The organism is Mycobacterium sp. 1245801.1 (assembly GCF_001673055.1).
Classification (GTDB): Bacteria; Actinomycetota; Actinomycetes; order Mycobacteriales; family Mycobacteriaceae; genus Mycobacterium; species Mycobacterium europaeum_A.
In genome coordinates this window covers 1-24,362 of the sequence record NZ_LZKY01000026.1, presented here as the reverse complement: position 1 = coordinate 24,362, position 24,362 = coordinate 1, and the positions used below count along the sequence as shown (strand labels likewise).

Below are 24,362 nucleotides of genomic sequence, written 5' to 3'. Positions count from 1 at the left end.
GGTAAGCGTCAACGCCCGCAACCGGGTCGTCCACGTCCCGCTGAGTAGGCAGGGGCCTCCCAAGCGGGCTGGACCGCACCGATACTCGCTGGCATGAGCACTGGTGTCCCCGTCACGACCGAGAACGCCGGATTGGCGGGCTCCGATCCCCACGACGTCGGCGAGTTGCGGGCCAACCTGCGTGAGGCCGATCCAGGGGTGCTCGTCGCCGTGTTGGCGCAGCTGACCGGGGACCCGACCGTCGCCGCGCGGTTCGGGCCGAAAATCACCCATGTGCCCAACCCGCCGGAGCAGGCGGGCGTCACCGATCCGGAGACGGCCGCTCGGCTCATCGACGAGATCGTCACCGCACTGGGGGCACCGCGCCGAGCGGGCGCGCTACCCGCCGACGACCTCGACCTGTTCGCTCGCGTGGCGCCCATCGCGCTGGGCGGAGAGGTCGGCCCGGAGTATCTCGGACTGCTCCTCGAGCAGAGCGGATTCCAGCCCTCCCAACCGGTACTTCCGCGCACCGCGAAACTTCCGGCGGGTTTCCGGGTCGTCATCATCGGCGCGGGCATCGCCGGCATCACCGCCGCGCTCGCTTGCGCGGACGCCGGCATCGAGTACCAGATCATCGAGCGAAACGACGAGGTGGGCGGCACCTGGTACACCACCAGGTATCCCGGAATCGGGGTGGATACGCCCTCGGCGTATTACTCGCTGTCGCGCGACATCAACGGCGACTGGTCGAGCTATTACCCGCAGGGTGCGGAATATCAGGCCTACCTGGTATCGGTGGCGAACAAGAACGACCTGCGCAAGCACATCCGATTCGGCACCGTGGTCGAAGCGTTGCGGTGGGAGGAGCGACGCCGGCAATGGCAGATTCACTCCGTCGGCCCGGACGAAACACGCGACGTCGATTATGCGAACGTGGTGATTCCGGCCGCCGGCTATCTCAATCGGCCGCGCTGGCCGGATCTGGCTGGGCGCGAGACGTTCTCGGGGGTCTCCATCCATTCCGCGCAGTGGGACCCGGAGCTGGATCTCGCGGGTAAGCGGGTCGCGATCATCGGAGCCGGTTGCACCGCGGTCCAGATCGTCGATGCCTGCGTGGACCGGGTCGCGCACCTGACGGTGTTCCAACGCCAGCCGCACTGGGTCGCACCGCGGCGGCGGGCCTCCGACGACGTCCCCGCCCACCAGCGCTGGCTGTGCACCCGACTGCCGTACTACGCCAACTGGATTCGGCTCAAGTCCTACTGGGGAACATCGGACAACAACTATCCGGTCATCCTGCATGATCCGCAGTGGGCGGCCGAACACCTGTCGATTTCGCCGGCCAACGACGTGTTGCTGCAGATGTGTCTGGATTACATCGATCGCGTGTTCGGCGCGGGCAGCGACCTCGCCCGCAAGGTCACGCCCGACTTCGCCCCCTACGGCAAACGGATCATCCGCGATCCCGGCGGCTACTACGCGGCGCTGGCCCGCGAGCACGTGGACGTCGAGGCCGGCGAACCGGCCCGGGTCAACGAGGCCGGAATCGTCACGGCCGACGGCCGGCAACTCGACCTGGACGTCATCGTCTACGCCACCGGCTACCACCTGGATTTCCTTTCCACCGTGGATATCCGGGGCCGCGAGGGCAAAAAGCTGACCGACGAGTGGGGCAACGCCCCCCGGGCCTATCGGGGCGGCATGGTGCCCGGATTCCCGAATTTGTTCATCTCGTCTGCCCCTAACTACAGCCCGGGACACGGCGCCGGCCACAACTTCGGTGTCGAGGTGATGGTGCATTACGTGATGGAATGCCTGCAGTTGATGGCGCTGCGGCAGGCCTCCGCCGTGGAGGTGACGCGGCGCGCCTACGAGAGCTACGTCGCGAGCGTCGATGCGGCCATGGCGGGCACCGTGTGGTGCCACACCCCGTCGGCGCACACCTACTATCGCTCGGGTGGAGGCCGGATCGTGACCGCCTTCCCATACCGCCTCGTCGACTTCTGGCGCGACCACCGTGCGCCGATCGAAGCGGATCTCGAGCTGCGATGAGCGGTTTACTCTGTGGCAAAACGGCTTTGGTGACCGGCAGTAGCCGCGGTATAGGCCGCGCGATCGCACAGCGCCTCGCTGCCGAGGGTGCCACGGTGGCGGTGACCGCACGATCGCACTCGCCGTCGCCCTCGACCCGGGCCGCCTCCACCACCGCCCTGCCCGGCACCATCGGTGAAACGGTGGCGGCCATCGAGGCCGCCGGCGGCTCGGCGTTTGCCGTCGCGGCCGACCTCGAGGACGCCGGGCAGCGTGACGGTTTGGTCGATGCGGTTCTGGACCGCACGGGTCGCATCGACATCCTGGTCAACAACGCCGGTTTCGCCGACTATGCGTTGGTCGAGGAGATGAGCTTGGAAACGTTCGATCGCACCGTTGACCACTACCTTCGCATTCCGTTCGCGCTGACGAAAGCGGCTGTGCCGCGGATGCGTAAGCTTGGGGCGGGCTGGGTCGTCAACATCGGGTCGGTCACCGGCGTGGCCCCGGTGCGGCCGTACCGGGAATACAACAAGACGTCTGGTGACGTCGTCTACGCCTCGATGAAGGCCGCCCTGCACCGGTTCACCCAGGGGGTGGCCGCCGAGCTGCTGGACGCCAACATCGCCGTGAATTGCGTCGGACCGTCGACGGCGGTCCGCACACCCGGTGCCGCGCAACTGATCCCGGATTCGTTCCCTACCGAACCGGTCGAGTATTTGGCCGAGACCGTGCTGGCGATGTGCCACTTGCCCGCCGCGACCCGCACGGGGTTGGTCGCGTTCAGCCTGCACTATCCCTGGTCGCAGCGGCTACCGGTGCACAGCCTGGACGGCGCGCAGGTGTTGCCGCCGTTAGAGCCGCCGGCGACCGCCAATCCGAACATCCTTCCCGCCGGGGTCTAGATCAGCACCGGGTCGGCGATGGGGCAGAAGCTGTGACAAACCCGGTCCCGGACGATCACGTCGGTGGTCTCGGGGTCGAACCAGCGGTCCACCACCGCCCAGTGCACAGGGTGCATCAGGTAAGGACCCATCACCGCCTCGACGTCGGCGAACTCCTGCTCGAACACGTGTGTCCAGCAAGACGCTCCGTGCGAGGCGGATACCCGGCTCAGCTGCCAGGCACGGATCACCGGTAGATAGCGCGGCATCGAAGACAGCTCGCGCTCGAATTGGGCGAGGGTGGCATCGGGTGTGTCCGGCTGCACGCGCAGCAGCAGCGCCCGGTAGACCGTGCCACCCTGCTCGCCGCAGCGGGTGGGCGTGCCCCCGTAGTCGACGCCGTTGACCCGACCCACCGCGGGATCGGCCAGCACGTTAGCGAAAGCCTCTGTTGCGCAGTCACATTGGTCTTCGGTCGCGAATCGCAGATGCACCAGGATGTCGCCTCCGTTGCGCGAGCCGGGCAGTGTCGGTTGCACCACCGAGCGCAGCGGCGTCGTCGCACGGGCGGCCGTGCGCAGCGCTTCGAGGATCCGGTCGCGATCGGCCTCGGCGACGTCGATCAGTCGCGTGAGGTTATACATCGCACAGCCCGTCGACGTCGTCGGCCCTCGCGGCGCAGGTCCGGGACCGCTCGGTGACCAATTCGTCGATGCGCGACCACCATTCGCCCAGCGTTGGATCCGGCCGGCCTTTCCACGTCATCTCCCACCATGCCCGGGCGCTGGGCAGGGTCCAGGTCGCCGTGATGACGTTGGCGTCGTCGTCGAACCAGATCGGCGGGCTCACCAGGATGTCGCGCAGCGTCATCCCCCGTGCCCGCGCGCCGGGGGCGTAGTCGGCGAGGTAGGCGTCGACGAATCGGCGAGCGCATCCGGGCCGGGTCACTACCCGGTCGATCACGAAGACTTCGCCGTCGGCCATGAGCCGACCGTATGACACCCGGGGGACGCAGCGGGGCCGGCTCCCGACCACCGGGAACCTCCGGTCAACCGTCGAAGCCGGCGCGTTACCGCCGCAGCAGATCGGCCAGCGCTGCGGCGGCCTCGTTGCGCGCCCGGTGCGCGAGGTCGAGCATCGGCATCGTCATGAACCCGTGGATGCCGCCCTCGTACCGCAATTGCCGGGTGGGGACGCCGGCCGCCTCGAGCGCGGCGCCGAAGGCCAATCCTTCGTCGCGCAGCGGGTCGTGGCCGGCGACCACCAGCACGGCGGGCGGTAGTCCGCGTAGGTCGGCGTTCAGCGGTGTGGCGTAGGGATGCGCGCGGTCTTCGCTCGACGGCACATAGCAATCCCAGTACCACCGCAGTGCCGGCTTCGGGTTGTAGTAGCCCTGGCCGAAAAGCCGGTAGGACTCGGTGTCGAAATCGGCCGCGATCACCGGGTAGATCAGCAGCTGGGCTGCCGGCATCGGGCCGCCGCGGTCGCGAGAGATGACCGTGGCCACCGCGGCCAGATTGCCGCCGGCGCTGTCGCCACCCACGACCAGACGCCCGGGATCGGATCCGAGCGCGGCGGCGTTGTCATAGGCCCAGCACGTCGCGGCGTACACGTCCTCGGCCGCCGCCGGCCAGGTGTTCTCCGGGGCCAACCGATAGCCAACCGAAACCACCACGGCGGGAACAAGATTGGCCAGGCTTCGGCACAGGTCGTCGTGGCTGTCCAGGTCGCAAAACACGAACCCGCCGCCGTGCGCATACACGACGACGGGCAGTGGCCCCGCCGCCTCGGGCCGGTAGCTGCGCACGGGGATGGGGCCGCCCTGACCCTCGATCGAGCGATCGGTGACCTCGGCGACCGGTTCGGGCCGCGCCGGTGGCACCAACCTGGACCGGATCAGCGCTCGGGCCTCGGCGCCGCTCATCTGGTGAACCGGTGGGAACCCACTATCCAGTTGCTCGATGATCGGGGCGATCTGCGGGTCGAGCCTCACGCGTATTGCAACGCGGGGCGCGGCGCGAGACGCAGCGGACGAAGGGGTTGCAGGGTGGGCGCGACGCGTTGCGGGCCGTCCTCGGCGTGGCGCCAGATGCCCATCGCGGTCATCCGGACCGGGGCGATCAATCGCTGGTCGAACGTCATCCGGTTCATCGGACCGCACACCGACACCGCCGCGACGGCTTCACCCGGATCGCCGATGGGCGCCGCCACACAACCGAATCCGAGCAGAGATTCCTCGCGCTCGAAGGCGACGCCGTGCGCGCGCACCCGGGACAGTTCGACCGCCAGCTGCGCGCCGGTGGCGATCGAGTACTTGGTGCTGCGGACCCGCAAGTCCACCGGGGCGTCCCCCTCGCGGTACGCCAGCATCGCCTTGCCGACGGCGGTGCAGTGCGCGGGCTGGCGGCCGCCGACCCGGGTGGGGATTGGCGCCAGCGGCGAATCGCCGATCTTGTCGAGGTAGACGACGTCGGGTCCGTCGAGGACCGCCAAATGCACGACCAACCCTGTCGCGCGGTGCAATTCACCCAGCAGCGGGGCGGCTGCGCGCACCAGGCGGTCCTGATGCACGGCGAGCGAGCCCAACTCGACCAGGCGCATGCCCAGCTCGTAGTCGCGGCCGCTGCGGCGCAGCCAGCGCAGCTGCACCAGACGTTCGAGCATTCGGTGCGCCGACGAGCGGGGCAGGCCGGTGCGCCGGACGATCTGGGCCAGCGTGAGGCGCCCGGGTCCGTCGAATGCGTCCAGGACAAGCGTGATGCGGTCGATGACCGCGGTGGGGGTTTCGGCGGGCGCTGACACTGAGCCTCCTGGCTGGCATATTCCTATTAGGAATATATGTCTACCACATGAAGGTGGTCCGCGTCACATACCTCGAGCCCGCGAGCGTAAGCCCACCGCGGAAACCCGGGCCGAAAGTCGCAGCGGGCTTACGTTCGCGGAATGGAACGGGGCGCCGCATCGCGCGTAAGCCCGGGGCGCGACAACGCGCGGGCCAGGAAGGAGAGCATGGCCTGCACGGCCTCCTCCTCGCCGTCGAGAAATGCCGCGTAGTGACCACCGGGTAACAGGGCGAGCTGGCCGCGGGAGGCCCGTTGCGCCACATGGATTGCCGGTCCGGGCGGAGCCACGCCGTCATCGCAATAGGCGACAACGAGCAGCGGGCACCGAATGTGCTTGGCGTATCGGCCGGGCCGGTAGAAGCCGATGCGTACCGCCGACCGCGCGGCCACCGCTTGGCGCCATTCGGGGTAGCGGTTTCCGGGGTTGAGCGCTCGGACGTAGTTTCGCGAATCCGGTGTGGTCAACGCCGCCACGGCGCCGCGCTCACCGGCCAGCGGAACGAGCAGGGGCTGGCGCCCAAACATTCCACCGACGGTGTCGACAGTGGCGCGGCTGATCAACCTGGTGAACGCCTGAGGTGTCATGTACCGCAACGCGTTACGCATGGCATGGAGGCCGTCGACCGCGGGTGCGTGCGCTATCGCTGCGGCAACGCGGGGATGACGTGCGGCTATGACGAGTGCGTGCCCGCCGGAAGCCGAGAACCCCCATATGGCCAACTTGTCGCGGACCACGCCCGGCAGCGTTGCGGCGAAGTCCACGGCGGCGTGGTAGTCGGCCAACTGGTCGCGGAAACGCACTAGTTGCCTTGACGTGCCGCTGCTTTCCCCGAGGCAACGGTAATCGAAGGCGAGCACGTGGTAGCCGGCGTCTTGGAAGCGCTTGGCCAGACGATCGGTCCCGGGTTCCTTGGTGACGGCCAGCCCGGCAGCCATGACCACGCACGCCCCGTTCTCGCCCGGGTAGTGCCAGGCGGCGCATTGGCCGTCGGCGCTGGGGAACATCACCTTATGGCGCTGGGTGCTAGGTGCCATGACTTTGCTCCTTTGGCATACGGGAATAGCCTGGGCTGCAACGCATTAGACCGTGGACATCCCCGCCGCGGTTGCGCTGTAAGTCCAATGACGTACGCCCGAAGATACATGCAGTATGTATGTAATGCAAGCGGCTACCATAGGTCCGTCGCAGCCGGATCCCGGGATGCCCGGCAGGGGCGGGCCAGCAGGTCCAGTAGCGCTGCCGTGACTTCGTCGGGCCGCTCCTCCATGACGAAGTGGTCCGCGCCGGCAATGCGGGTCAGGGTCGCCGCCGGAATTCGCTCCGCAAGTTCTCGGCCGGTCGCAAAGGGAATAGTGCGATCCCTGTCGCCCCAGATGATCGCCGTCGGACATCGGATCCGCTCCAACCCGGCGGCCAATTCGGGCACCGCGGGCACCCGGTAATCACGGAAAAAATCAACGAACGTTTGCCGCCCGGGCGGCGTGTCCATCCATGCCAGATACTCGGCTTCGAGGGCGTCGTCGAAGCACCCGAGCCGGCGATACGGGCGCAACGCAACGTGATGCAGCCGCCGTAGCGGAAGGTTGCGCACGACGCCGGGAGCATGAGTCACGGCCCAGCGTTGTTGAAGCAGGAAACGATAGAACATCGGTCGAAAGACGCTGTGCGCGCGTGAGTTCAGCACCGCCAGGCGCATGACTTTTTGCGGGTGGCGCAGCACATAACCCAAACCGAGGAACGCGCCGTAGTCGTGAGCGACCAGATTGAATTGCCGCAGTCCCAGCGAATCGACGAGACAATCGAGCCGTCCTACCTCGTTCTCATATGTCGCGGGCGTGTCGGGCGGATCGGAGCGCCCGAAGCCCGGCCAGTCGACGGCGACGACGCGGTGCCTTTGGGCCAACGCCGGAATCTGGTGGCGCCAGCACGATGCGCTCTGGGGATAGCCATGCAGCAGCAGTACCGCCTCCCCGTCGCCGGCTTCGACGCGAAAAACACTCATCAGCGGGCCGCCTTCGTCATGGTGAGCACAACCAGTGGCGGAACGTTTGATTGATTGAACGCCGCCGCCACCAACTGTCGTCACTGCGGCTGAGGCGATCAACCGTGCGACGCGCGCATGGCCCAATCGGTGGGATGCATGTCCTGCCGGGACGCCAACCGCGTTCCGCGCACGTATGCGGAATGGCGGTGCAAAGCCGCGTTCGAACAACCTGTTTAACAGATATTGACACGGCGCCGTTCCTGATACGAAACTGGAACCGTTCCGTTCCCGAAGGAGGCCCGTCGTGGTTGTCGACAAGGCGGTGTTGGTCACCGGGGCCGGCAGCGGAATCGGCGCGAGCACGGCGCGCGCGCTGTACCGCCGTGGCGCAAGGCTTCTTCTCGTGGACGTCGATGGGCCCGCACTGCAAGCGTTGGCAGGCGAATTCGGGCCCGGCCGAAGCCTGGTTGTGCAAGGCGATGTTCGCGATCCCGACGCCATGCGAACGGCGGTCGATGCCGGCATTCGGCAGTTCGGTCGCCTTGATGCCGTCGTGGCCAACGCCGGCGTGGGTTCCTGGACGCCGGTGCTCGACATGCAGCCGGCGCAGTTCCGCCAAGTCGTCGACATCAATCTCATCGGCCTGTTCAACACCGTCGGCGCCGCATTGCCCGCACTCGTCAGCGCAAAAGGGTACGTACTGGTGGTCGCGTCGGTTGCGTCCTTCGTCGCTGCTCCAGGTCTGGCCGCATACGCGGCGAGCAAGGCAGGTGCGGAGCAGTTCGCCAACGCATTGCGACTCGAGATGGCTTGGCGCGGCGTCGATGTCGGCTCGGCCCATATGTCGTGGGTCGACACCCCACTATTCCGGCGTGCCATGTCCGATTCTGCCGGCTTCGCCGCCATGCTGGCCACACTTCCGCGTCCGCTCAGGCGGACGCTGTCGGCGGATGACTGTGGGGAAAAGCTCGCCGACGCGGTGCAGCGGCGGGCTGCCCGGGTTGCCATGCCCCGCTGGGTGGCGATGGCCCGCTGGGCGAAGCCGCTGCTGTCGACCCCGCCACTGGAACGTCAATTGCGCACACGGCTGGCGCAGGTCTTGGAGGACCAAGGATGAACACCGATCTCGTTCGGGCCCGCACGGCGCTGGGCCACTACGCCAGGCTGCTGAGTCCCGACGCGCTGTCGGCCGCGCGCCTGCCGCTGCACCGCGACACCAAGATGCGGATCAAGCAACTGGGCCGGGGGAGCGGCGGGCGCCGCGGGGCGAGCCGGCAAAGCATGCGCGGGCTCGTCGCCTACCCCGGCGGCGCGCTGCGCTGGCGGTCGCTGCCCGGCCCCGCCCTGCCCGGCCCGCAGGCCGCGATCGTGCGACCGGTCGCCGTGGCGACCTGCGACGTGGACCGGGCAATGATGCTGGGCCGCACCCCATTTCCGCTGCCGCTGCACCTCGGCCACGAATGCGTGGCCGAAGTGGTCGAGGTGGGGGACGAGGTGACCTCCGTTCGGATCGGCGACCGGGTGGTGGTGCCGTTCCAGATCAGCTGCGGGCGCTGTTCCGCCTGCCGGCGTGGCCACACCGGCAGCTGCCTGTCGGTTCCCCCGGCGTCGATGTACGGGTTCGGCATCTCCGGTGGCCTTTGGGGCGGCGCGTTGGCCGACCTGATGGCCGTTCCCTTCGCCGATGCGATGCTCGTGGCCTTGCCCGACGGCGTCGAGCCGGCCGCCGCGGCCGGGGTGGGGGATAACGTCTGCGACGCCTACCGGCAAGTCGCGCCACACCTACCCGGCCTGCTGGCCGCCGATCCCGACGCCGAGACGCTCATCGTGGGCCGCATGGGCAGCCGTGAGCCGATGACCTCCAGCGCGGTGCTGTGTACCGGACTGATCGCTCAGGCGTTGGGCGCGCGCAGAATTCACATCGTCGACGGCCGTGCGGCCGTCCGCGATCGCGCCGAGCAACTGGGTTTCCATGCGCTGGATCCGCGGCACCCCCGCGAGTGGCCGACCGCCGCGCTGACCGTCGACGCCACCGGCACCCCGAGCGGGCTCCGACAGGTACTTCGTCACACCGCGCCCGACGGCATCTGCACCTGCGTCTGGTCGCTGCACCGGCGCGCCAGCGTGCCCTTGGCCGCCTGCTACGTGCGCAACGTGACGTTGCACATCGGTCGCAGTCACGTCCGCGCCGTCATGCCTTCGGTGCTCGAACTCATGGCCGCGGGAAAGCTGCGACCCGAGCTGGTCACCACCCTCACCGCCTCGTTCGACGACGCTCCGGGCGCCCTGCGCGAGCACTGCCACGGAAACGCCATCAAGGCCGTCCTCACGGCCTGATGACCATGCCGCGAACGAGCACCTCAACAACCCGAATCGGGAACCCGCGTGTGTCAATATCGGGTAGTGCAGCCGTCGCGAACGTATCGAGGAGCCACCCCCGGCCAACGGGCCGAGCAGCGGCGCACGCGCCTCATCGAGGCCGCCGTCGACGTGTTCGGCACGGTCGGCTACCGCGCCGCGACGGTCGACCAGGTCTGCGCCAGCGCCGGGCTGTCGAAGCGGTACTTCTACGAATCGTTTCCCGACAGCGAGACACTGTTGCTCGCCTGCTACCAGCGATGCGCCGAGGAAATACACCAGGCCATGGTGAGCGCCGTCGCCCAGGCGCCGGCGGACACCCTCGACGTTCAGTTACGGGCGGCGCTGACAGGCTATTTCGAAGCCATCGACGCCGACCAGCGGCGGGCGCGGATCACCCTGCTGGAGATCCTCGGCGTAAGCCCGGCAGTGGATGCCGCCTGGGCCGCGCAAACCCAGCGATTCGCCGCCTCGGTGGAGACTCTGGCGGCCGCCGCCTTCACCAAGACCACACTGCCCAAGGCGCAGCGGGCCATCATCGCCGAGGAAATCATCGGCGCCATCACCACCGCCGCCACGCTCTGGCTCCTGCAGGATCGCCGGCGCCGCCGGGCGCAACTCATCAACGCCACCCACGTCCTGGTCCTCGCCGTTTTCGACCGGCTGCCGCACGCCTGAGCCACCACCGCGTCTTGCGGCCGGTGCCGGCCGCTGCTTTACTGCAAGTAAGCACTTACTTGTTGGGAGGCGCCGTGCCCGTCACGTCGCGACAGCGGATCATCACCGAAGCGCTGCGCCTGTTCGGGCAACGCGGGTTCGCGGCCACCACGATCGCCCAGATCGAACAGGCCGCCGGGCTGTCGCCGGGCTCGGGCGCGCTGTACCGGCACTTTCGCTCCAAGGACCAACTGCTCTACGAAGCCATCGGCGAGACCCTCGCCGATCGCGACCAGTGGGCGCCGTTCTTCGAGCCCGGCTTCTCGGTACTGGAATTGCTCGACCAGGTGGCCTCCGGTGCCGGGCTGGTCGACAGGCTCGTGCTGCTCTGCCGGGTGGGGTTGGGCCGGCTGGACCACAACCGCGACGTCACCCGGATCCTGTTGCGCGACACCTCGGCCTCCCCGGAGGTCCTCGAGGTGTTCCGCCGCAACGAGTACCTGCAGGTGCTGTCGGTGATCTCCCGCGGGTTGGCCGAACTGGCCGGGCCGGACCACGGCGCACACGACTGGGACGCCGCCGCCGTCGTGGTGCTCAGCGCGGTCGCGCATTACTGGCTGATCCGCGACACGTTCGGCGGTGAACACCCGGCCGCCATCGACGAGGAGCGATACCTGCGTTCCACCGCGGAAATGATCGCTGCCCGACTGCAGTGGTCGGATCCGACGCCCAACCCCGAAGAAAGGAACAACGATGGGTAGCCACATCAGCCTGATCGGCGGTGGTCTCGGCGGCCTGACCGCCGCCATCGCATGCGCGGAAGCCGGTGTCCCGGTGCGGCTTTACGAAGCGCACGATCGCCTGGGTGGCCGCGGCCGTGCCACACCGCCGCCCTATGTCGCCCACGACGGTGCGCACGTGTTCTACGCCGATGGTCCGCACTACAAGTGGCTGAAAAAGCGCGGCTTCGTCAAACGCCTCGGGTGGCCCGGTCCGGTCGCCATGGCCGCACTGCTGCACTTTCGCGCCGACGGGCGCATCCGTGCGCTGCCGCCGCTACCGATGCTGCGCCCGCAATCGCGCAAATGGCTCACCGCGCCCGTCGACGTCGACTTCCACACCTGGGCCAGCGGGCGGTGGGGCGAAAAGACGGCCACCCAGATGGCCAACGCGATCAGCGTCGTCACCTATCACGCTGACACCGGCCAACTTTCGGCGGCGTTTGTGTGGACGCTGTTCCAACGGGTCCTCGGCCCCAACCCGCCCGCGGTGCGCTGGGTTCGTGGCGGCTGGCAAACCGTCATCGACAGGATGGCCGACCGCGCGAAGGAACTCGGCGTCGCGGTGCAGACCGCGGCGCGCATCGACACCTTGCCCGCTGGCGGCCCGGTCATCGTGGCCACCGACATCGCCGCGGCGCGCTCCCTGCTGGGGGACGAAAGTCTCAGTTGGACAAGCGGACACGCCGCGCTGCTCGACATCGCCGTCAAGGCCGGCCGCAAGGACACCAATCTGATCTTCGATCTCGACGAGGGCGGCTTCCACGAGAGCTATAGCATGCAGGACGATTCGGTGGCGCCCGCCGAAGAGGCGCTCTACCAACTGCAGATGCCCGTCCGCGCCGGCGAGTCACACGCGGACGCGCACCGGCGACTGGAAGGCCTCGCCGACCAAGCGCTGCCGAACTGGCGCGAGCGCACCACCTTTCACCGCACCGCCATCGCCAAGGGCCGCACCGGCGCCCTGGACCTGCCCGGCCAGACCTGGCGCGACCGGCCGGCCGTCTACCGCGGCGACGGCGTGTACCTGGTCGGCGACATGGTCTCCGCGCCGGGCATGCGCGGCGAAATCTCCATCAACAGCGCCATTGCCGCCGCCGCGGCCGCCACCGCCGCGCTGACCAAGGTGCGCACGCGCGCGTCCTCGGGCCGAAGCGCACCGTGATCGGTCTCAAGGATGACTTGCATCGACAGCTGCGCGACGCGCGTGCGGCGGTGGTCTGGAAGCTCGACGGACTGTCCGAATACGACGTCCGCAGACCGATGACCCCGCACGGCACCAACCTGCTGGGCTTGGTCAAGCACCTGACCGGCTGCGAGATCGGCTATTTCGGCGATGTGTTCGCCCGGCCTTTCCCGCGTCCTCCGCTGTGGCTGAGCCGCCCGGCAGAGCCCACGGTCGACATGTGGGCGGCGCCCGACGAGAGCCGGGGTGACATCGTCGATCTGTACCGGCGGGCGTGCGCGCACTCCGATCGCACCATTGCGGCACTTGACCTCGAGCATCCCGGTGTCGCGCCCGGCTGGCCCGAAGACCGGCGCTCGGTGACGCTCGGGCGAATCCTCGTGCACATGCTCGCCGAGACCGCCCGCCACGCGGGCCACGCTGACATCGTTCGCGAACTCGTCGACAACCAAGCCGGGTCACAGCCGGGCCGCTCCGGCCTTCCCGACGTCGACGGCCCGTATTGGGCTGCGCTGCATGAACGTATCGAGCGCGCGGCCCGCCAGGCGCAGAAGACTCAGCCTTTGGCGGCCGAGCGCCCGGCGCGCCGGCCGTAGAAGCTGCCGTCACCCAGCGAGACGCCGCTGGCGTAGCCCCAGGCGGCCAGCCCGGCCGTGCACCGGCCGGCGGCGAAGAGGCCCGGGATGGGCGCGCCGCTGACATGGAGCACCTCGGCGTCCAGCGTGGTGGCCAGCCCGCCCAGCGTGAAACCGCCGGTGTTCTCCCGCAGATCGACCGCGCCGACGGGGGAGCCGATCGGCTTGATCCACTCCGGCTTCTTGTGCAGCAGCGGATCCTCGCCGCGCGCGGCGCCCGCGTTGTAGGCGGCCACGGTCGCCTGCAGCGACCCCGGCGGCAGCCCCATCTCGGTTTCCAGGTCGGCGACGGTGTCGGCCACCCAGGTCGCCGGGCGCAGCATGAACTTCGGCGACCACGAGGCCATCGCCTCCTCCTGGGCGTCGCCGTCGATGATGAGATAGGCGACGTTGTCCTGCTGATAGAGCGTGAGCTGGCCGATCCGGCCCGGGTAGGTGTCCTCGGCGACGTAGCGCTGGCCCCGTCCGTTGACCAGGATTCCGCGCACCAGCTGCTGCGGGTCGATGAAGATCGCGACCTCGGTGGCGTCCATGTGCGCCAGATCGGCGCCGAGCGCCTGCGCCATCCGGATCGCCTGCCCGTCATGCTGCTCGATCGAGGCGGCCGGGCGCCCGGCGATCCGCGGCGCGTAGCGCGCCACCATCGCGTCGTTGTAGGCGAAGCTGCCCGTCGCGAGCACCACGCCGTTGCGCGCCCGGATGCTCATCTCGGTGCCATACCGGCGGGCCCGGATGCCGACCACTCGGCCGTCGGACTCGGTGATCAGCCGCTGCACCCGCACGTCGTACAGCGCGCGTGCGCTTGCGGCAGTGGCGGTTTCGACGAGGGGCTTCATCAGCATGTAGCCGGCGCTGGCCTCGCCCTGCTTCTTGTTCTGCATCTGCGGGACGTGCCCGCGCGGCGCGGGGGTGGCGATGGTGTTGAACGGAAAGGAGTTTTCGCCGCCGCTGTACATCAGCCCCTGATCGCCCATCGGTTCCCAGCCGGGCTCGGAGAAGAATTCCGCCTTGAACGGCACGCCGCAGCCGACCAGCCAGTCGAAGTGGGCGACGCTGCCCGCGCAGTAGTCGGCGATCCTGTTCTCGTCGGCGCCGGGGCCCATCGCGACGTTGAGGAATGCCGCCATGTTGTCGACGGAATCGGGGAAATCGCAAGCCGTTTGGATCGGGGTACCGCCGCCGAGATAGATGAAGCCGCCGGCCATCGACGCCGCCCCGCCCCAGGAGCCGGTGCGCTCGAGCACCAGGACGTCGGCGCCGGACCGGGCCGCTTCCACCGCCGCGGCCGCACCGGCGACCCCGTAGCCGGCGATGACGACGTCGGCCTCGGCGTCCCACGAGGTGATCTTCGACGCCGCGACCGGCGTCACGTCGGAGTCGGGCGTCACAGCCGCATGGCCGCGGGCATTTCGCCGACCCACTGGTGGCCCCAGTAGCTGTCGGCGGTGATTTCCTCTGCGGTGTAATAGGTTTCGTCGACCCGCATCCCGTCGGTGCCGAATTCGATGTCCCAGTCACCGGGTGCGCGGACGTAGAACGAGACCATCTTGTCGTTGGTGTGTCGCCCCAGGGTGGACGACAGCTGGAATCCCTCGGCGTTGACCCGGTCCAGCGCCTGCCCGACGGCGTCGAGGGTGTCGACCTCCACCATGATGTGGACCAGGCGCGGGTCGCGCTGGTGTGCGGCCGGCACGATCGCCAGGCTGTGGTGTCGCTCGTTGATGCCGAGGAACCGAACCCGCACGGGCCCAAACTCTTTGGGCAACGGCACCCGGAACGCGCCACGGGCCCGGAACCCGAGGACCTCGGTGTAGAAGTCGAACAGCCCGTTGGGGTCGGTGGCCGGCACCACCACGTGGCCCATGCCCTGATCACCGGTGACGAACTTCGCGCCGAACGGCGTGACGACCGGGCTGTGGTCGAGCACCGCGCCGTGGAACACCTCCAGCGTGGTGCCGGCGGGATCTTCGAAGGTGATCACCTCTTCGACCCGGCGCGCCTCGGCGTCGTCGGGGGACAGCTGCTTGTACGCGACGCCTGCGCCGTCGAGGGTGGCCTGCACGCGCTGCAGGGCCGGGTGGTCGCGCACTTCCCAGCCGACGGTCAGCACCCGGTCGGTCTCACCGGGCACCACGATGAGCCGGGCCGCCCGCTCGTCCATCCGCAGGTACAGCGCCGAAGGATCGGGGCCCTTACCTTCGGCGAACCCCAGCACGCCGAAGGCGAACTGCCGCCAGCGGTCGATGTCATTGGTCGAAATGGTGATGTAGCCAAGGCTTTTCAGGTCGCTCACTAATGCTCCTAGATCAGGGCCCGCAGCGGACCCTCGGGCGGGTCGATGCCGATCGAGCTCAGCGCCGCCGCGTGATAGGTGGTGCCCGGGACATGGATGGCGTGCATCTGGCCGACGTGCACGTCACGCCAATATCGTTGCAGCGGCTTGTCCATCCGCGCCGCGTTGCCGCCCGAGCGGGCGAAGATCTCGTCGACCGCCGACACCGCACGCCACACCGCGCGCACCTGCGTGCGGCGCCCGGCCGCCCGATCGGCGAAGGACACCTCCTTGCCGGCCGCGACCATGTCGTAGATGCGGTCGGCGTTGGCCAGCAGCTCCTGACGCGCCGCGTTGATGTCGGCGGCCGCCTCGCCGATGGCGTGCATGACGTAGGGGTCGTCCTTGATTGCGGTGCCGGTGGCGCCGACCCGTTCGCGCTGATAATCCAGATGCGCGGCGAGTGCACCCTCCGCGATCCCGATGGTGGCCGCGGAGATGCCCAGCGGGAACATCGTCGACCACGGCATCAGGTAGAGGGGTTCGGTCATGCCGGCCTCGCGCTGGGCGGTGCCGTCCATCACCTTGGTCGCGTCCATGGTCCGGTAGCTGGGCACAAACGCGTCCTTGACGATGACGTCCTTGGAGCCGGTCCCGCGCAGCCCCACCACGTTCCACGAATCGTCGACTATCTCGTAGTCCTTGCGGGGCAAGATCATGTGCAGCATCTGCGGTGGCATCAGCGGGATGCCCTTCTCGTCGCCGAGCATTGCCCCCAGGATGATCCAGTCGCAGTGGTCGGTGCCCGAGCTGAACTGCCAGCGCCCGTTGAAGACGTAACCGCCGTCGACGGGTTTGGCCACGCCCTGCGGCGCGTAGGGGGAGGCCATCCAGGTGTCGACGTCGTCGGCCCAAATCTCGGCGGCGACTTTCGGGTCCGCGTACGCCAACTGGTAGGGGTGCACGCCGACGACGCCCACGATCCAGCCGGCCGCCGGATCCAGTGCCGCGGTGGCCATCGTCGTCTCGGCGAACTCGCGCGGGTGCACCTCGAAGCCCTGATATTGCTTGGTCTGCAACAGCCGGATCAGGCCGGCGCCCTTCATCAGCTTGACGGTGTCGTCGGTGAGCCGCCCGATGCGTTCGGCTTCGGCGGCCTGGTCGCGCAACTGGTCCGCCATGGCCACTACCCGGTCGAGTACCCGCTCGCTCATATCGTTGTCCTTACGTGTGTGGGCTAAGCACGTGTGGGGGCTAAGTAATGGTCTACCGCAGTCGAGGCCCGTCCCAAAGGAAATCCCGATGAGCGGACACCACAGGCGTCGGAATTCGACGCGAACCTCGCCGCCGGCCACCCACGCCCGGTGGCCGGGAAAACTCGCCGCAAGCGTCCGGTGACCGGGAGGCCGCGCGGGCCGCGCCGGCCGAGGCCCTACGGTGACTCGTTGTGAACGTTCCCGGCGCGCGGTCCCTCGACGTCGTCGTGGTCGGCGCGGGGTTCGCCGGCCTGTACGCGCTGCACAAACTGCGCGGGCAGGGCCTGTCGGTGCGGGTGCTGGAGGCCGCGCCCGAACTGGGCGGCACCTGGTACCACAACCGGTATCCGGGAGCGCGTTGCGACGTCGAGAGCGTCGACTACTGCTACTCGTTCTCCGACGAACTCCAGCAGGAGTGGAACTGGACCGAACGGTATGCCACCCAGGCCGAGATCCTGGCGTACCTGAACTGGGTCGCCGACAAGCTCGACCTGCGCCGCGACATCGCGTTGCGCACCCGCGTGGTGTCGGCGCACCTCGACGAGGCGGCGTTGCGCTGGACGGTCACCACCGATGCGGGACAATGCTTTTCGGCGCGGTTCGTGGTGATGGCGACGGGTCCGCTGTCGGCCGCGCTGACCCCGGACTTCCCCGGCCTGGACACCTTCGCCGGCGAGCTTTACCACACCGCGCGGTGGCCGCACCGGCCCGTCGACTTCACCGGCAAACGGGTGGCGGTCATCGGCACGGGATCCTCCGGCATTCAGTCGATTCCGGTCATCGCCGAGTCCGCCGCCCACCTCTACGTCTTCCAGCGCACCCCCAACTACAGCGTCCCGGCCGGCAACAGGCCCCTGTCCGCCGCCGAGCTCGACGAGATCAAGGCCGGTTACGCGCAGCGGCGTGCGCTGTCGTGGCGCAGCGGCGGTGGCTCGCCGCACATCACCGCCCCCAGGCCGACGATGCAGTTCACCGCCGAGGAGCGGCGTGCGGCGTTCGAAAAGCGTTGGCAGCAAGGCGGCGTGCTGTTCTCCAAGACGTTCCCGGACCAGCTGACCGACCTGGAGGCCAACGACGAGGCCCGCAGGTTCTACGAGGAGAAGGTCCGGGCCGTCATCGACGATCCGGCGGTCGCCGACCTGCTGATTCCCACCGACCACCCGATCGGCACCAAACGAATCTGCACCGACAGCAACTATTTTCAGACCTTCAACCGGGCGAACGTGTCGCTGATCAGTGTCCGGGCCACCCCGATCGAATCCGTCGACGCCACCGGCATCAACACCGCCGGGGCCGATAACACCGAAGCCCATTACGACGTCGACATGATCGTGCTGGCAACGGGTTTCGACGCGATGACCGGGGCGCTGGGCAAGATCGACATCGTCGGCCGGCGCGGCACCGCCCTGCGAGACGATTGGGCGCACGGACCCCGCACCTATCTGGGGCTGGGCGTCGACGGCTTCCCCAACCTGTTTTTGGTCTCGGGTCCGGGGGCACCCGCCGTGCTGGCGAACATGGTGCTGCACGCCGAGGCCCAGGTGAACTGGATCGCCGAGGCCATCACCCACCTGGACCGGCACGGTTACGCCGCGCTGGAAGCCACCGTGGACAGCGTGGACGAGTGGGGCGCCGAATGCGCCCGCCGGGCCGAGACCACGCTGTTCACCAAGGCCAACTCCTGGTACATGGGCGCCAACGTGCCGGGAAAGCCGCGCGGCTTCATGCTGTTCACCGGGGGCTTCGCGACATACAACGACATCTGCGCCGAGGTCGCCGGCGCCGGCTATCGCGGCTTCGATCTAATCGAACGATGACGGGGTTGCTGGACAAGGTTGTGGTGGTCACCGGTGCGGCCAAGGGGACCGGCCGGGTGCACTGTGAGCGGTTCGCCGACGAGGGTGCCGACGTGATCGCGCTCGACGCGCCCGCGGCGGCCGACGAGTTGCGCGCTACGGCAAGCCGAGTCGACGACCGCGGCCGGCGGTGCGTGACCGGCCTGGCCGACGTCAGCGAGCTCGAAGCGATGACGGCCGCCATCGACGCCGGCGTGGCCGCGTTGGGCCGGCTCGACGTCGTCGTCGCCAACGCCGGGGTCCACCTGCCCGGCGCACCGTCGTGGGAACTGGACCCCCAGGTCTGGCAGCGCACGCTCGACATCAACCTCACCGGCGTCTGGCATACCGTCCGGGCGAGCGTGCCGCACCTGGGTGATCGCGGCGGCTCGGTGGTCGTCATCAGCTCCACCAGCGGCCTGCGCGGCCTGCCCAACACCGCCCACTACACCGCCAGCAAGCACGCGGTGGTGGGATTGGCGCGCACCCTCGCGAACGAGCTCGGGCCGCGCGGCATCCGGGTCAACACCGTGCACCCCGGCCCGGTGGCCACCCCAATGGTGCTCAACGAGGCCACTTTTCGGCGGCTCCGGCCGGACCTGGACAACCCGACGGCGGCCGACGCGGCCGAGGTGCTGCAGGCGCGCAACCTGCTGCCGGTGCCGTGGGTCGAGCCCGTCGACATCGCCAACGCCGTGCTGTTTTTGGCCTCGGACGCGGCCCGCTACGTCACCGGCACGCAGCTGGTGGTCGACGCCGGCCTGACGCAGAAGACGACGTGAGCGCCACGCGCGGCGGGCGACTGCACGGCAAGGTCGCCCTGGTCACCGGAGCGGCGCGCGGGATCGGCCGCGCGCAGGCGGTGCGGTTCGCGCAGGAGGGTGCGAACATCGTGGCGCTCGACGTGTGTGGCCCGGTCGACACCGTGCGTATCCCGCACAGCACCCCCGCCGACCTCGACACCACGGCGTCGCTGGTGCGCGATGCCGGCGGGCTCGCGCACACCGAGATCGTTGACGTGCGAGACCTCGCCGGTGTGCAGGCCGCCACCGACCGCGGGGCCGAGCGGTTCGGTGGTCTCGACGCGGTCTGCGCGACCGCGGGCATCACCTCCCGCGGCATGGCGGTCGAGCTCGACGAAAACGCCTGGCGCACAATGCTCGACGTCAACCTGACCGGGGTATGGCACACCTGCCGCGCGACCGCGCCGCACCTGATCGCGCGCGGGGCGGGTTCGATGACCCTGACGAGTTCCATCGCGGGCCTGCGCGGGCTGGTCGGCGTCGCGCATTACACCGCCGCCAAGCACGGCGTGATCGGCATGATGCGCAGCCTAGCCAATGAGCTTGCGCCGCACAACGTTCGGGTCAACTGCATCAGCCCGACCAACGTCGACACGCCCATGATCCACAATGACGTGGTGGGCGCCGCATTCCGGCCCGACTTGGACCGGCCCCCCACCCGCGCGGAATTCGCCGAGGCGGCCCGCTCGATGAACATGCTCGCGGTGCCCTGGGTGGGCGCGGTGGACGTGGCCAACGCCGCGCTGTTTCTGGCCTCGGACGAGGCCCGTTACATCACCGCGATCGTCCTGCCCGTCGACGCCGGAGCCACCCAGCGATAAGAACTGGCTAGCCGCGCGAAAGAAAAGCCAGCACGGTGCTTTCGAACGCCGCCTTGGCCTCGATCATGGCCCAGTGCCCGGAGTTGGGGAAGATGTGCAGCTCCGCGTTGGGGATGGTGCGCATCGGGATCAGCGCCATGTCCGGCGGGCTCACCCTGTCGTCGCGGCCCCAGGTCAGCAGCGTGGGCGCGGTGAGCTTGTGCATCGTCGCCCACGGTAGCGGCCGGTCGGCGGCGTTCAGCGCGGCGTTCATCCCGGCGAATGCCGCCTTGCCGTACATGCGTCGCGCCGCGGCCAGGGTGTCCGCGTCGGTGGCCAGCTGCCAGCGTTCCTCGATCAGCTCGTCGGTGACCAGCGCCTGGTCGTAGACCATCGACTTGAGCCAGTCGACCAGCCGCTGCCGCGTGGGGTCCTCGACGAATTCCTGCAGCAGCCGAATGCCTTCGCTGGGACTGGGACTGAAGATGTTGGTGCCGATCCCGCCGATGGTCACCAGCCGGCCGACGCGGTCCGGATTGTGGGTCGCGAAGTTGATGCCGACGCCACCACCCATCGAGTTGCCGACGATGTGCACCTTGTCCACGCCGAGCGCGTCCAGGAAGGGCGCCACCGTGCCGAAGGCGGTGACCATCGGGTGGCCGCCGAAGTCGTCGCTGACCCCGAAGCCGGGAAATTCCAGGATCAGGCAGCGGAACCGCTCGGCGAAGGCGGGCAGCACGCCGCGGAAGTTGCGCCAGCCGGTGACACCGGGGCCGGAGCCGTGCAGGAACAGCAGCGCCGGCCCCGAATGGGTTCCGCCGGTGTCGTAGTAGCGCAAAGCGCCCTTGTCAGTGCTGATTTCGCGCAGGTCGTGCGCCGCGACGCTCGTCGGTTCCGAAGTGTCTGCCACGGATGTCACCCTGCCATGCCGCGGCGGCGAGGATGGACGGGGTTCCGCTGACCGGGCGGATCAGACCGGGCAGATCAGGCCGGCTCGCCGCAACTCAGCAGCTCTTTGAGCGCGGCGGGAAACGCATCGGCGAGGTCCCAAAGGTCCGGAACCAGGTCCGGGCAGGAGATGATGCCGATGCCCAGCCGGCCGTTGAGCGACATCACCGTGATGTTCAGCGCGGCGCCGGCGATGATCGGGCCGAGCGGATACATCGCGTCGAGGCGGCACCCCAGGAAGTAGAGCTGTTCTTGCGGGCCGGCGACGTTCGACAGCACCAGGTTGTGCGGCGGGTTCTCGGGCAGGGGGAGTCGCGGCAGCAGCCGTCGGGCCGCACCGAACAGGGTCTGCCCGGCCACTTGCGTCCAGTCGTGCAGCAGCGTCGGGCCCAGCGCCGCGGAGTGGTCCTTCGCCGCGGCGTTTCCCTCGGCGATGCTCGCCAGCCGTTGTACGGGGTCGTCGACGTGGGTTTCGAGGCGGCAGAGCATCCAGGTCATCTGGTTGCGGCCCGTGCGGGTGGACTTGCCGCGCACCGACACCGGCACGCTCGCGACCAGGGGGACGTCGGACAGCGCGTCGCGGTCTTGGAAGTACTGCCGTAACGCCCCGGCGCACAGCGCCGTCACGACGTCGTTGACGGTGACCCCGAACCGGTTTTTGACGGTTTTGACGTCCTCGAGGTCCACGTTGGTCAGCGCCACGTTGCGGCGCCGGGTGAACGAGCCGTTGAACGCGGTCGGCGGCGCCGCGAACGGGGCCGCCATCGTCTGGCCGCCGCCGCGGGCGCGCAGCACCGTCTCCGCCACGGTCAGCGCCGTGGCCGGCAGGACTCGGGCCAGCCGCCACGGCCGCAACGCCGCCCCGATCAGCCCGCTCGCGGCGATCTGTAGTGGATTCGCCGCGCCGGCGCGCTCGGCCGGTTCCGGCGGCGGGGCGTCGGGCACGTCGCTGCACAACTGCGAGAGCAGGTGGGCGCCGCCCACGCCGTCGACCACCGCGTGGTGGACCTTGAGGACGACGGACAGTGCGTCCGTGCCGTGCCGGCCTTCGATCACCCACATCTCCCACAGCGGCCGGTCACGATCGAGCGGCAGCCCGGCGATGTGGCCGCAGATGTCCGCTAATTCTTTCGGGCCTCCCGGCGACGGCAGGGCCACGCGGTGCAGGTGGCGAGCCGTGTCGAACCGGTCGTCGTCGACCCACACGGGGTGGTCGAGGTTCAGTTGGTTGTCGGCCAGCTTGAGGCGGAATTCGGGCACCGCATCAAGCCGCTCGCGCAGCGCCGCACTGAAGCGATCAAAGGTGTAGCCGCCGGGCATCGTCGACGGGTCCAACTCCAGCACGCAGCAAACATTCAAAGGCTGCGTCGGCGATTCCAGGTGCAGAAAGAACGCGTCCAATCCGCTGAGTCGTTGCATCGTTGCTCGTCTCGGTTGTGCGGCCATGACCGCTGGTCACCTGACCCACGGTCATTCCCGGAGCTCCGCAAGCGCGCCCAATCGGGAGACCGCAATCTTTTGGTGTGTGACTTCTAGCTGTAGCCGTTGAGGGGCTTGGGGCAAACATTTCGTCAAGACATTTAACGAAATCGCCGCGCCGCGGGCGCCCGGCGCGCCGACGGGCGTGGAGATTATGCGCTGGTCGACTGGCGGGCGGTGAGCAGGTGGTCGACGGAGTAGCGGTTGTGCCCGCGGAACGCAATCACGCCGACGAGAAAGAGCGCGTGCACGAGTTGGTCGCCGATCACGTTGAAGTGCTCGATCGACGTGGCGCCCAGGACCAGACCGACCATCACCAGTGCGCCGGCGATGGCGGCCGTCCGGGTCAGCACACCGGCCAGCAACAGCGCTCCGATGGTCAGCTCCGCGAACGGCAGCGCGTAACCGCATCCCGAGACCGCGACGGCGGGCAGCATCGACTTCGTGAACTCACTCATCAGCTGGGCGTGAAACGCGCCCAGCTTCGGCAACCGGACCAGGCCGTGGCCGAACAGGCTGGCCCCGATGGTCAGCCGAACCAGCAGGTAGGCCACGGCCCGGTCGGTGTCGGATGTCCCCATGGTCGATCCTTTCTCGGTGGTCGTGGCGCGGAAACGTCACGCGAACAACAGGTTTCGCGGGGCCAGCGATCGCGGTGCCGCTAGGGCCGGCGGGCCATTGCGGAGTCGGGAGCCGCCCAGTCGGTCGAGACCTTGCGGTGCTTGATCAGCCAGGCGCCACCGTCGGGAACCAGGATGTCGCGGTACCGGCCGTAGTGGTCCAGGCCGATGTGGGTGACCACGGTGAAGTAGCAGTCGACCCGAGCCCGGTCGGGTGTCACCTCGGTGAACAACACGTTCGCGACGTTATGGCGCACAATCGGTTTGGCGTCGGTGTCGACGGCGATCCTGCCCGTGACGCCGCCCAGGAAGGCCGCGATGTCCGACCGCCCGTGCAATGGCTCGAAACCCCGGATCTCGAGGACGCCGTCGGCGCAGAACGTCGCCGCCAGGTCGTCGAGGCGGCCGGCGTCGCCGGACCAGTTGTAGCGCGCCAGGGTATCCCGAATCCGCTCGCGGGCGACCAGTTCCCACATCTGCACCGTCACGACTCCTCGCCCCGCCGACCCTTCTGGGTCAACAGCGTAGGCGTATTGCACGGTCTGGCCGAAGTTTCGAGAATCCGGCGGTTGGGCAATAAGGGAGTCGATTGCACGACACGGGCGCGTGCACGCCATGGAGGGAGAACGCATGTCGGACAAGAGTGGTCCCGCGGAGGCCGTCGAGGGCATCGTCGAGGGCATCAAGGGCAAGGTCAAGGAAGTCGCCGGCGCGGTCGCCGGCCGTGACGACCTGAGGCGCGAGGGCCAGGCCCAGCAGGACAAGGCCGACGCGCAGCGCGAGGCGGCCCAGAAAGAGGCCGAGGCCGAGAGCGCCCGCAAGGCCGCCGATATCAACGAGGCTCGGCAAAAAGCCGAACAGTAGCAACGTCTGAGGGTGGCCCGGTCACAGGCGTGGCCGGGCCGCCGCGTGTGAGCATTGGGAATGAAATTCCGCGCCGGGCTGTATAACCACGCATGAAGCTCAACGATGCCGCGCGCGGCCTCATCGGCAAGGGCGCCGATGCGAC

25 protein-coding genes are annotated in these 24,362 nt (G+C 68.8%); 12 read left to right on the top strand and 13 right to left on the bottom strand.

The features are described 5' to 3' along the window. The first annotated feature begins 93 nt into the window (after positions 1–93). Positions 94–2,034: an NAD(P)/FAD-dependent oxidoreductase gene (locus A5622_RS01645; RefSeq protein ID WP_066876249.1), complete on the top strand. Its 1,941-nt coding sequence runs from the start codon at positions 94–96 to the stop codon at positions 2,032–2,034. Next, entirely contained in the window at positions 2,031–2,918 is an 888-nt protein-coding gene (locus tag A5622_RS01640; RefSeq protein WP_066876247.1) for an SDR family NAD(P)-dependent oxidoreductase, read from the top strand. Before A5622_RS01645 ends, A5622_RS01640 begins: the two co-directional genes overlap by 4 nt. Here A5622_RS01640 and A5622_RS01635 read toward each other — a convergent pair. The 6 genes from A5622_RS01635 to A5622_RS01610 all read right to left on the bottom strand — a co-directional run bounded on the left by A5622_RS01635 (position 2,915) and on the right by A5622_RS01610 (position 7,827). Beyond that, positions 2,915–3,541 (bottom strand): Dabb family protein, encoded by a 627-nt coding sequence (locus tag A5622_RS01635; protein WP_066876245.1) that lies wholly within the window; start codon positions 3,539–3,541, stop codon positions 2,915–2,917. The genes A5622_RS01640 and A5622_RS01635 overlap by 4 nt on opposite strands. Beyond that, positions 3,534–3,881, bottom strand: coding sequence for a hypothetical protein (locus A5622_RS01630; RefSeq protein WP_066869844.1), 348 nt, complete (start codon positions 3,879–3,881; stop codon positions 3,534–3,536). Before A5622_RS01630 ends, A5622_RS01635 begins: the two co-directional genes overlap by 8 nt. An 85-nt stretch (positions 3,882–3,966) precedes the next feature. Further along, positions 3,967–4,890: an alpha/beta hydrolase gene (locus tag A5622_RS01625; RefSeq protein ID WP_066869841.1), complete on the bottom strand. Its 924-nt coding sequence runs from the start codon at positions 4,888–4,890 to the stop codon at positions 3,967–3,969. Further along, a complete protein-coding gene (locus A5622_RS01620) occupies positions 4,887–5,699 on the bottom strand; it encodes an IclR family transcriptional regulator (RefSeq protein WP_066876243.1) in 813 nt (270 codons plus the stop codon). Before A5622_RS01620 ends, A5622_RS01625 begins: the two co-directional genes overlap by 4 nt. Positions 5,700–5,827: 128 nt before the next feature. After that, on the bottom strand, positions 5,828–6,775 hold the full coding sequence (locus A5622_RS01615; RefSeq protein WP_066876241.1) for an alpha/beta hydrolase: 948 nt from the start codon (positions 6,773–6,775) through the stop codon (positions 5,828–5,830). A 134-nt stretch (positions 6,776–6,909) separates the two neighbouring features. Beyond that, positions 6,910–7,827, bottom strand: coding sequence for an alpha/beta fold hydrolase (locus tag A5622_RS01610; RefSeq protein ID WP_232002818.1), 918 nt, complete (start codon positions 7,825–7,827; stop codon positions 6,910–6,912). Between the two features lie 202 nt (positions 7,828–8,029). On the opposite strand from A5622_RS01610, the gene A5622_RS01605 reads away from it, so the two are divergent. The 6 genes from A5622_RS01605 (at position 8,030) to A5622_RS01580 (ending at position 13,301) form a co-directional block, all read left to right on the top strand. Then, entirely contained in the window at positions 8,030–8,842 is an 813-nt protein-coding gene (locus A5622_RS01605; protein ID WP_066876237.1) for a short-chain dehydrogenase/reductase, read from the top strand. Beyond that, positions 8,839–10,062, top strand: coding sequence for a zinc-binding dehydrogenase (locus tag A5622_RS01600; protein WP_232002817.1), 1,224 nt, complete (start codon positions 8,839–8,841; stop codon positions 10,060–10,062). The genes A5622_RS01605 and A5622_RS01600 overlap by 4 nt, the downstream gene beginning before the upstream one ends. A gap of 66 nt (positions 10,063–10,128) precedes the next feature. Then, positions 10,129–10,761: a TetR/AcrR family transcriptional regulator gene (locus A5622_RS01595; protein WP_197498034.1), complete on the top strand. Its 633-nt coding sequence runs from the start codon at positions 10,129–10,131 to the stop codon at positions 10,759–10,761. Between the two features lie 74 nt (positions 10,762–10,835). Continuing rightward, complete coding sequence (locus tag A5622_RS01590) at positions 10,836–11,501, top strand: TetR/AcrR family transcriptional regulator (RefSeq protein WP_066869822.1); 666 nt, start codon at positions 10,836–10,838, stop codon at positions 11,499–11,501. Further along, positions 11,494–12,684, top strand: a complete 1,191-nt coding sequence (locus A5622_RS01585) for an NAD(P)-binding protein (RefSeq protein ID WP_066876235.1) — start codon at positions 11,494–11,496, stop codon at positions 12,682–12,684. Before A5622_RS01590 ends, A5622_RS01585 begins: the two co-directional genes overlap by 8 nt. A 17-nt stretch (positions 12,685–12,701) precedes the next feature. After that, entirely contained in the window at positions 12,702–13,301 is a 600-nt protein-coding gene (locus tag A5622_RS01580; RefSeq protein ID WP_232002815.1) for a DinB family protein, read from the top strand. On the opposite strand, the gene A5622_RS01575 is transcribed toward A5622_RS01580, so the two are convergent. The 3 genes from A5622_RS01575 to A5622_RS01565 are packed head-to-tail and all read right to left on the bottom strand — an operon-like array spanning position 13,262 to position 16,826. After that, positions 13,262–14,728, bottom strand: a complete 1,467-nt coding sequence (locus tag A5622_RS01575; RefSeq protein ID WP_066876232.1) for an FAD-dependent oxidoreductase — start codon at positions 14,726–14,728, stop codon at positions 13,262–13,264. The two genes, A5622_RS01580 and A5622_RS01575, sit on opposite strands and share 40 nt — an antisense overlap. After that, positions 14,725–15,633, bottom strand: coding sequence for a biphenyl-2,3-diol 1,2-dioxygenase (gene bphC, locus A5622_RS01570; RefSeq protein WP_066869813.1), 909 nt, complete (start codon positions 15,631–15,633; stop codon positions 14,725–14,727). The genes A5622_RS01575 and bphC overlap by 4 nt, the downstream gene beginning before the upstream one ends. An 8-nt stretch (positions 15,634–15,641) precedes the next feature. Continuing rightward, entirely contained in the window at positions 15,642–16,826 is a 1,185-nt protein-coding gene (locus A5622_RS01565) for an acyl-CoA dehydrogenase family protein (RefSeq protein ID WP_066869810.1), read from the bottom strand. 233 nt (positions 16,827–17,059) lie between these two features. Between A5622_RS01565 and A5622_RS01560 the strand changes: the two genes are divergently transcribed. Genes A5622_RS01560 through A5622_RS01550 form a run of 3 tightly spaced genes read left to right on the top strand, consistent with a single transcriptional unit; the run spans position 17,060 to position 20,327 of the window. Further along, the gene (locus A5622_RS01560) at positions 17,060–18,685 is read left to right on the top strand and encodes an NAD(P)/FAD-dependent oxidoreductase (RefSeq protein ID WP_066876230.1); all 1,626 of its coding nucleotides are present in this window, start codon (positions 17,060–17,062) and stop codon (positions 18,683–18,685) included. Further along, complete coding sequence (locus A5622_RS01555; protein ID WP_066869804.1) at positions 18,682–19,485, top strand: mycofactocin-coupled SDR family oxidoreductase; 804 nt, start codon at positions 18,682–18,684, stop codon at positions 19,483–19,485. Before A5622_RS01560 ends, A5622_RS01555 begins: the two co-directional genes overlap by 4 nt. Next, positions 19,482–20,327 carry a mycofactocin-coupled SDR family oxidoreductase gene (locus tag A5622_RS01550; protein ID WP_066876228.1) on the top strand — a complete coding sequence of 282 codons (846 nt, stop codon included), beginning with the start codon at positions 19,482–19,484 and terminating at the stop codon, positions 20,325–20,327. The genes A5622_RS01555 and A5622_RS01550 overlap by 4 nt, the downstream gene beginning before the upstream one ends. Before the next feature lie 7 nt (positions 20,328–20,334). Here A5622_RS01550 and A5622_RS01545 read toward each other — a convergent pair whose 3' ends face one another. From A5622_RS01545 to A5622_RS01530, 4 genes are all read right to left on the bottom strand, one after another. Then, on the bottom strand, positions 20,335–21,216 hold the full coding sequence (locus A5622_RS01545; protein WP_066876226.1) for an alpha/beta fold hydrolase: 882 nt from the start codon (positions 21,214–21,216) through the stop codon (positions 20,335–20,337). Between the two features lie 74 nt (positions 21,217–21,290). Then, the gene (locus tag A5622_RS01540; protein ID WP_066876224.1) at positions 21,291–22,673 is read right to left on the bottom strand and encodes a wax ester/triacylglycerol synthase family O-acyltransferase; all 1,383 of its coding nucleotides are present in this window, start codon (positions 22,671–22,673) and stop codon (positions 21,291–21,293) included. Positions 22,674–22,885: 212 nt separating this feature from the next. Continuing rightward, complete coding sequence (locus A5622_RS01535; protein WP_066876222.1) at positions 22,886–23,314, bottom strand: DoxX family protein; 429 nt, start codon at positions 23,312–23,314, stop codon at positions 22,886–22,888. A gap of 80 nt (positions 23,315–23,394) precedes the next feature. After that, positions 23,395–23,835 carry a nuclear transport factor 2 family protein gene (locus tag A5622_RS01530; protein WP_066876266.1) on the bottom strand — a complete coding sequence of 147 codons (441 nt, stop codon included), beginning with the start codon at positions 23,833–23,835 and terminating at the stop codon, positions 23,395–23,397. 148 nt (positions 23,836–23,983) lie between these two features. On the opposite strand from A5622_RS01530, the gene A5622_RS01525 reads away from it, so the two are divergent. After that, positions 23,984–24,217 carry a general stress protein CsbD gene (locus tag A5622_RS01525; RefSeq protein WP_066866528.1) on the top strand — a complete coding sequence of 78 codons (234 nt, stop codon included), beginning with the start codon at positions 23,984–23,986 and terminating at the stop codon, positions 24,215–24,217. Positions 24,218–24,362: the final 145 nt, after the last annotated feature.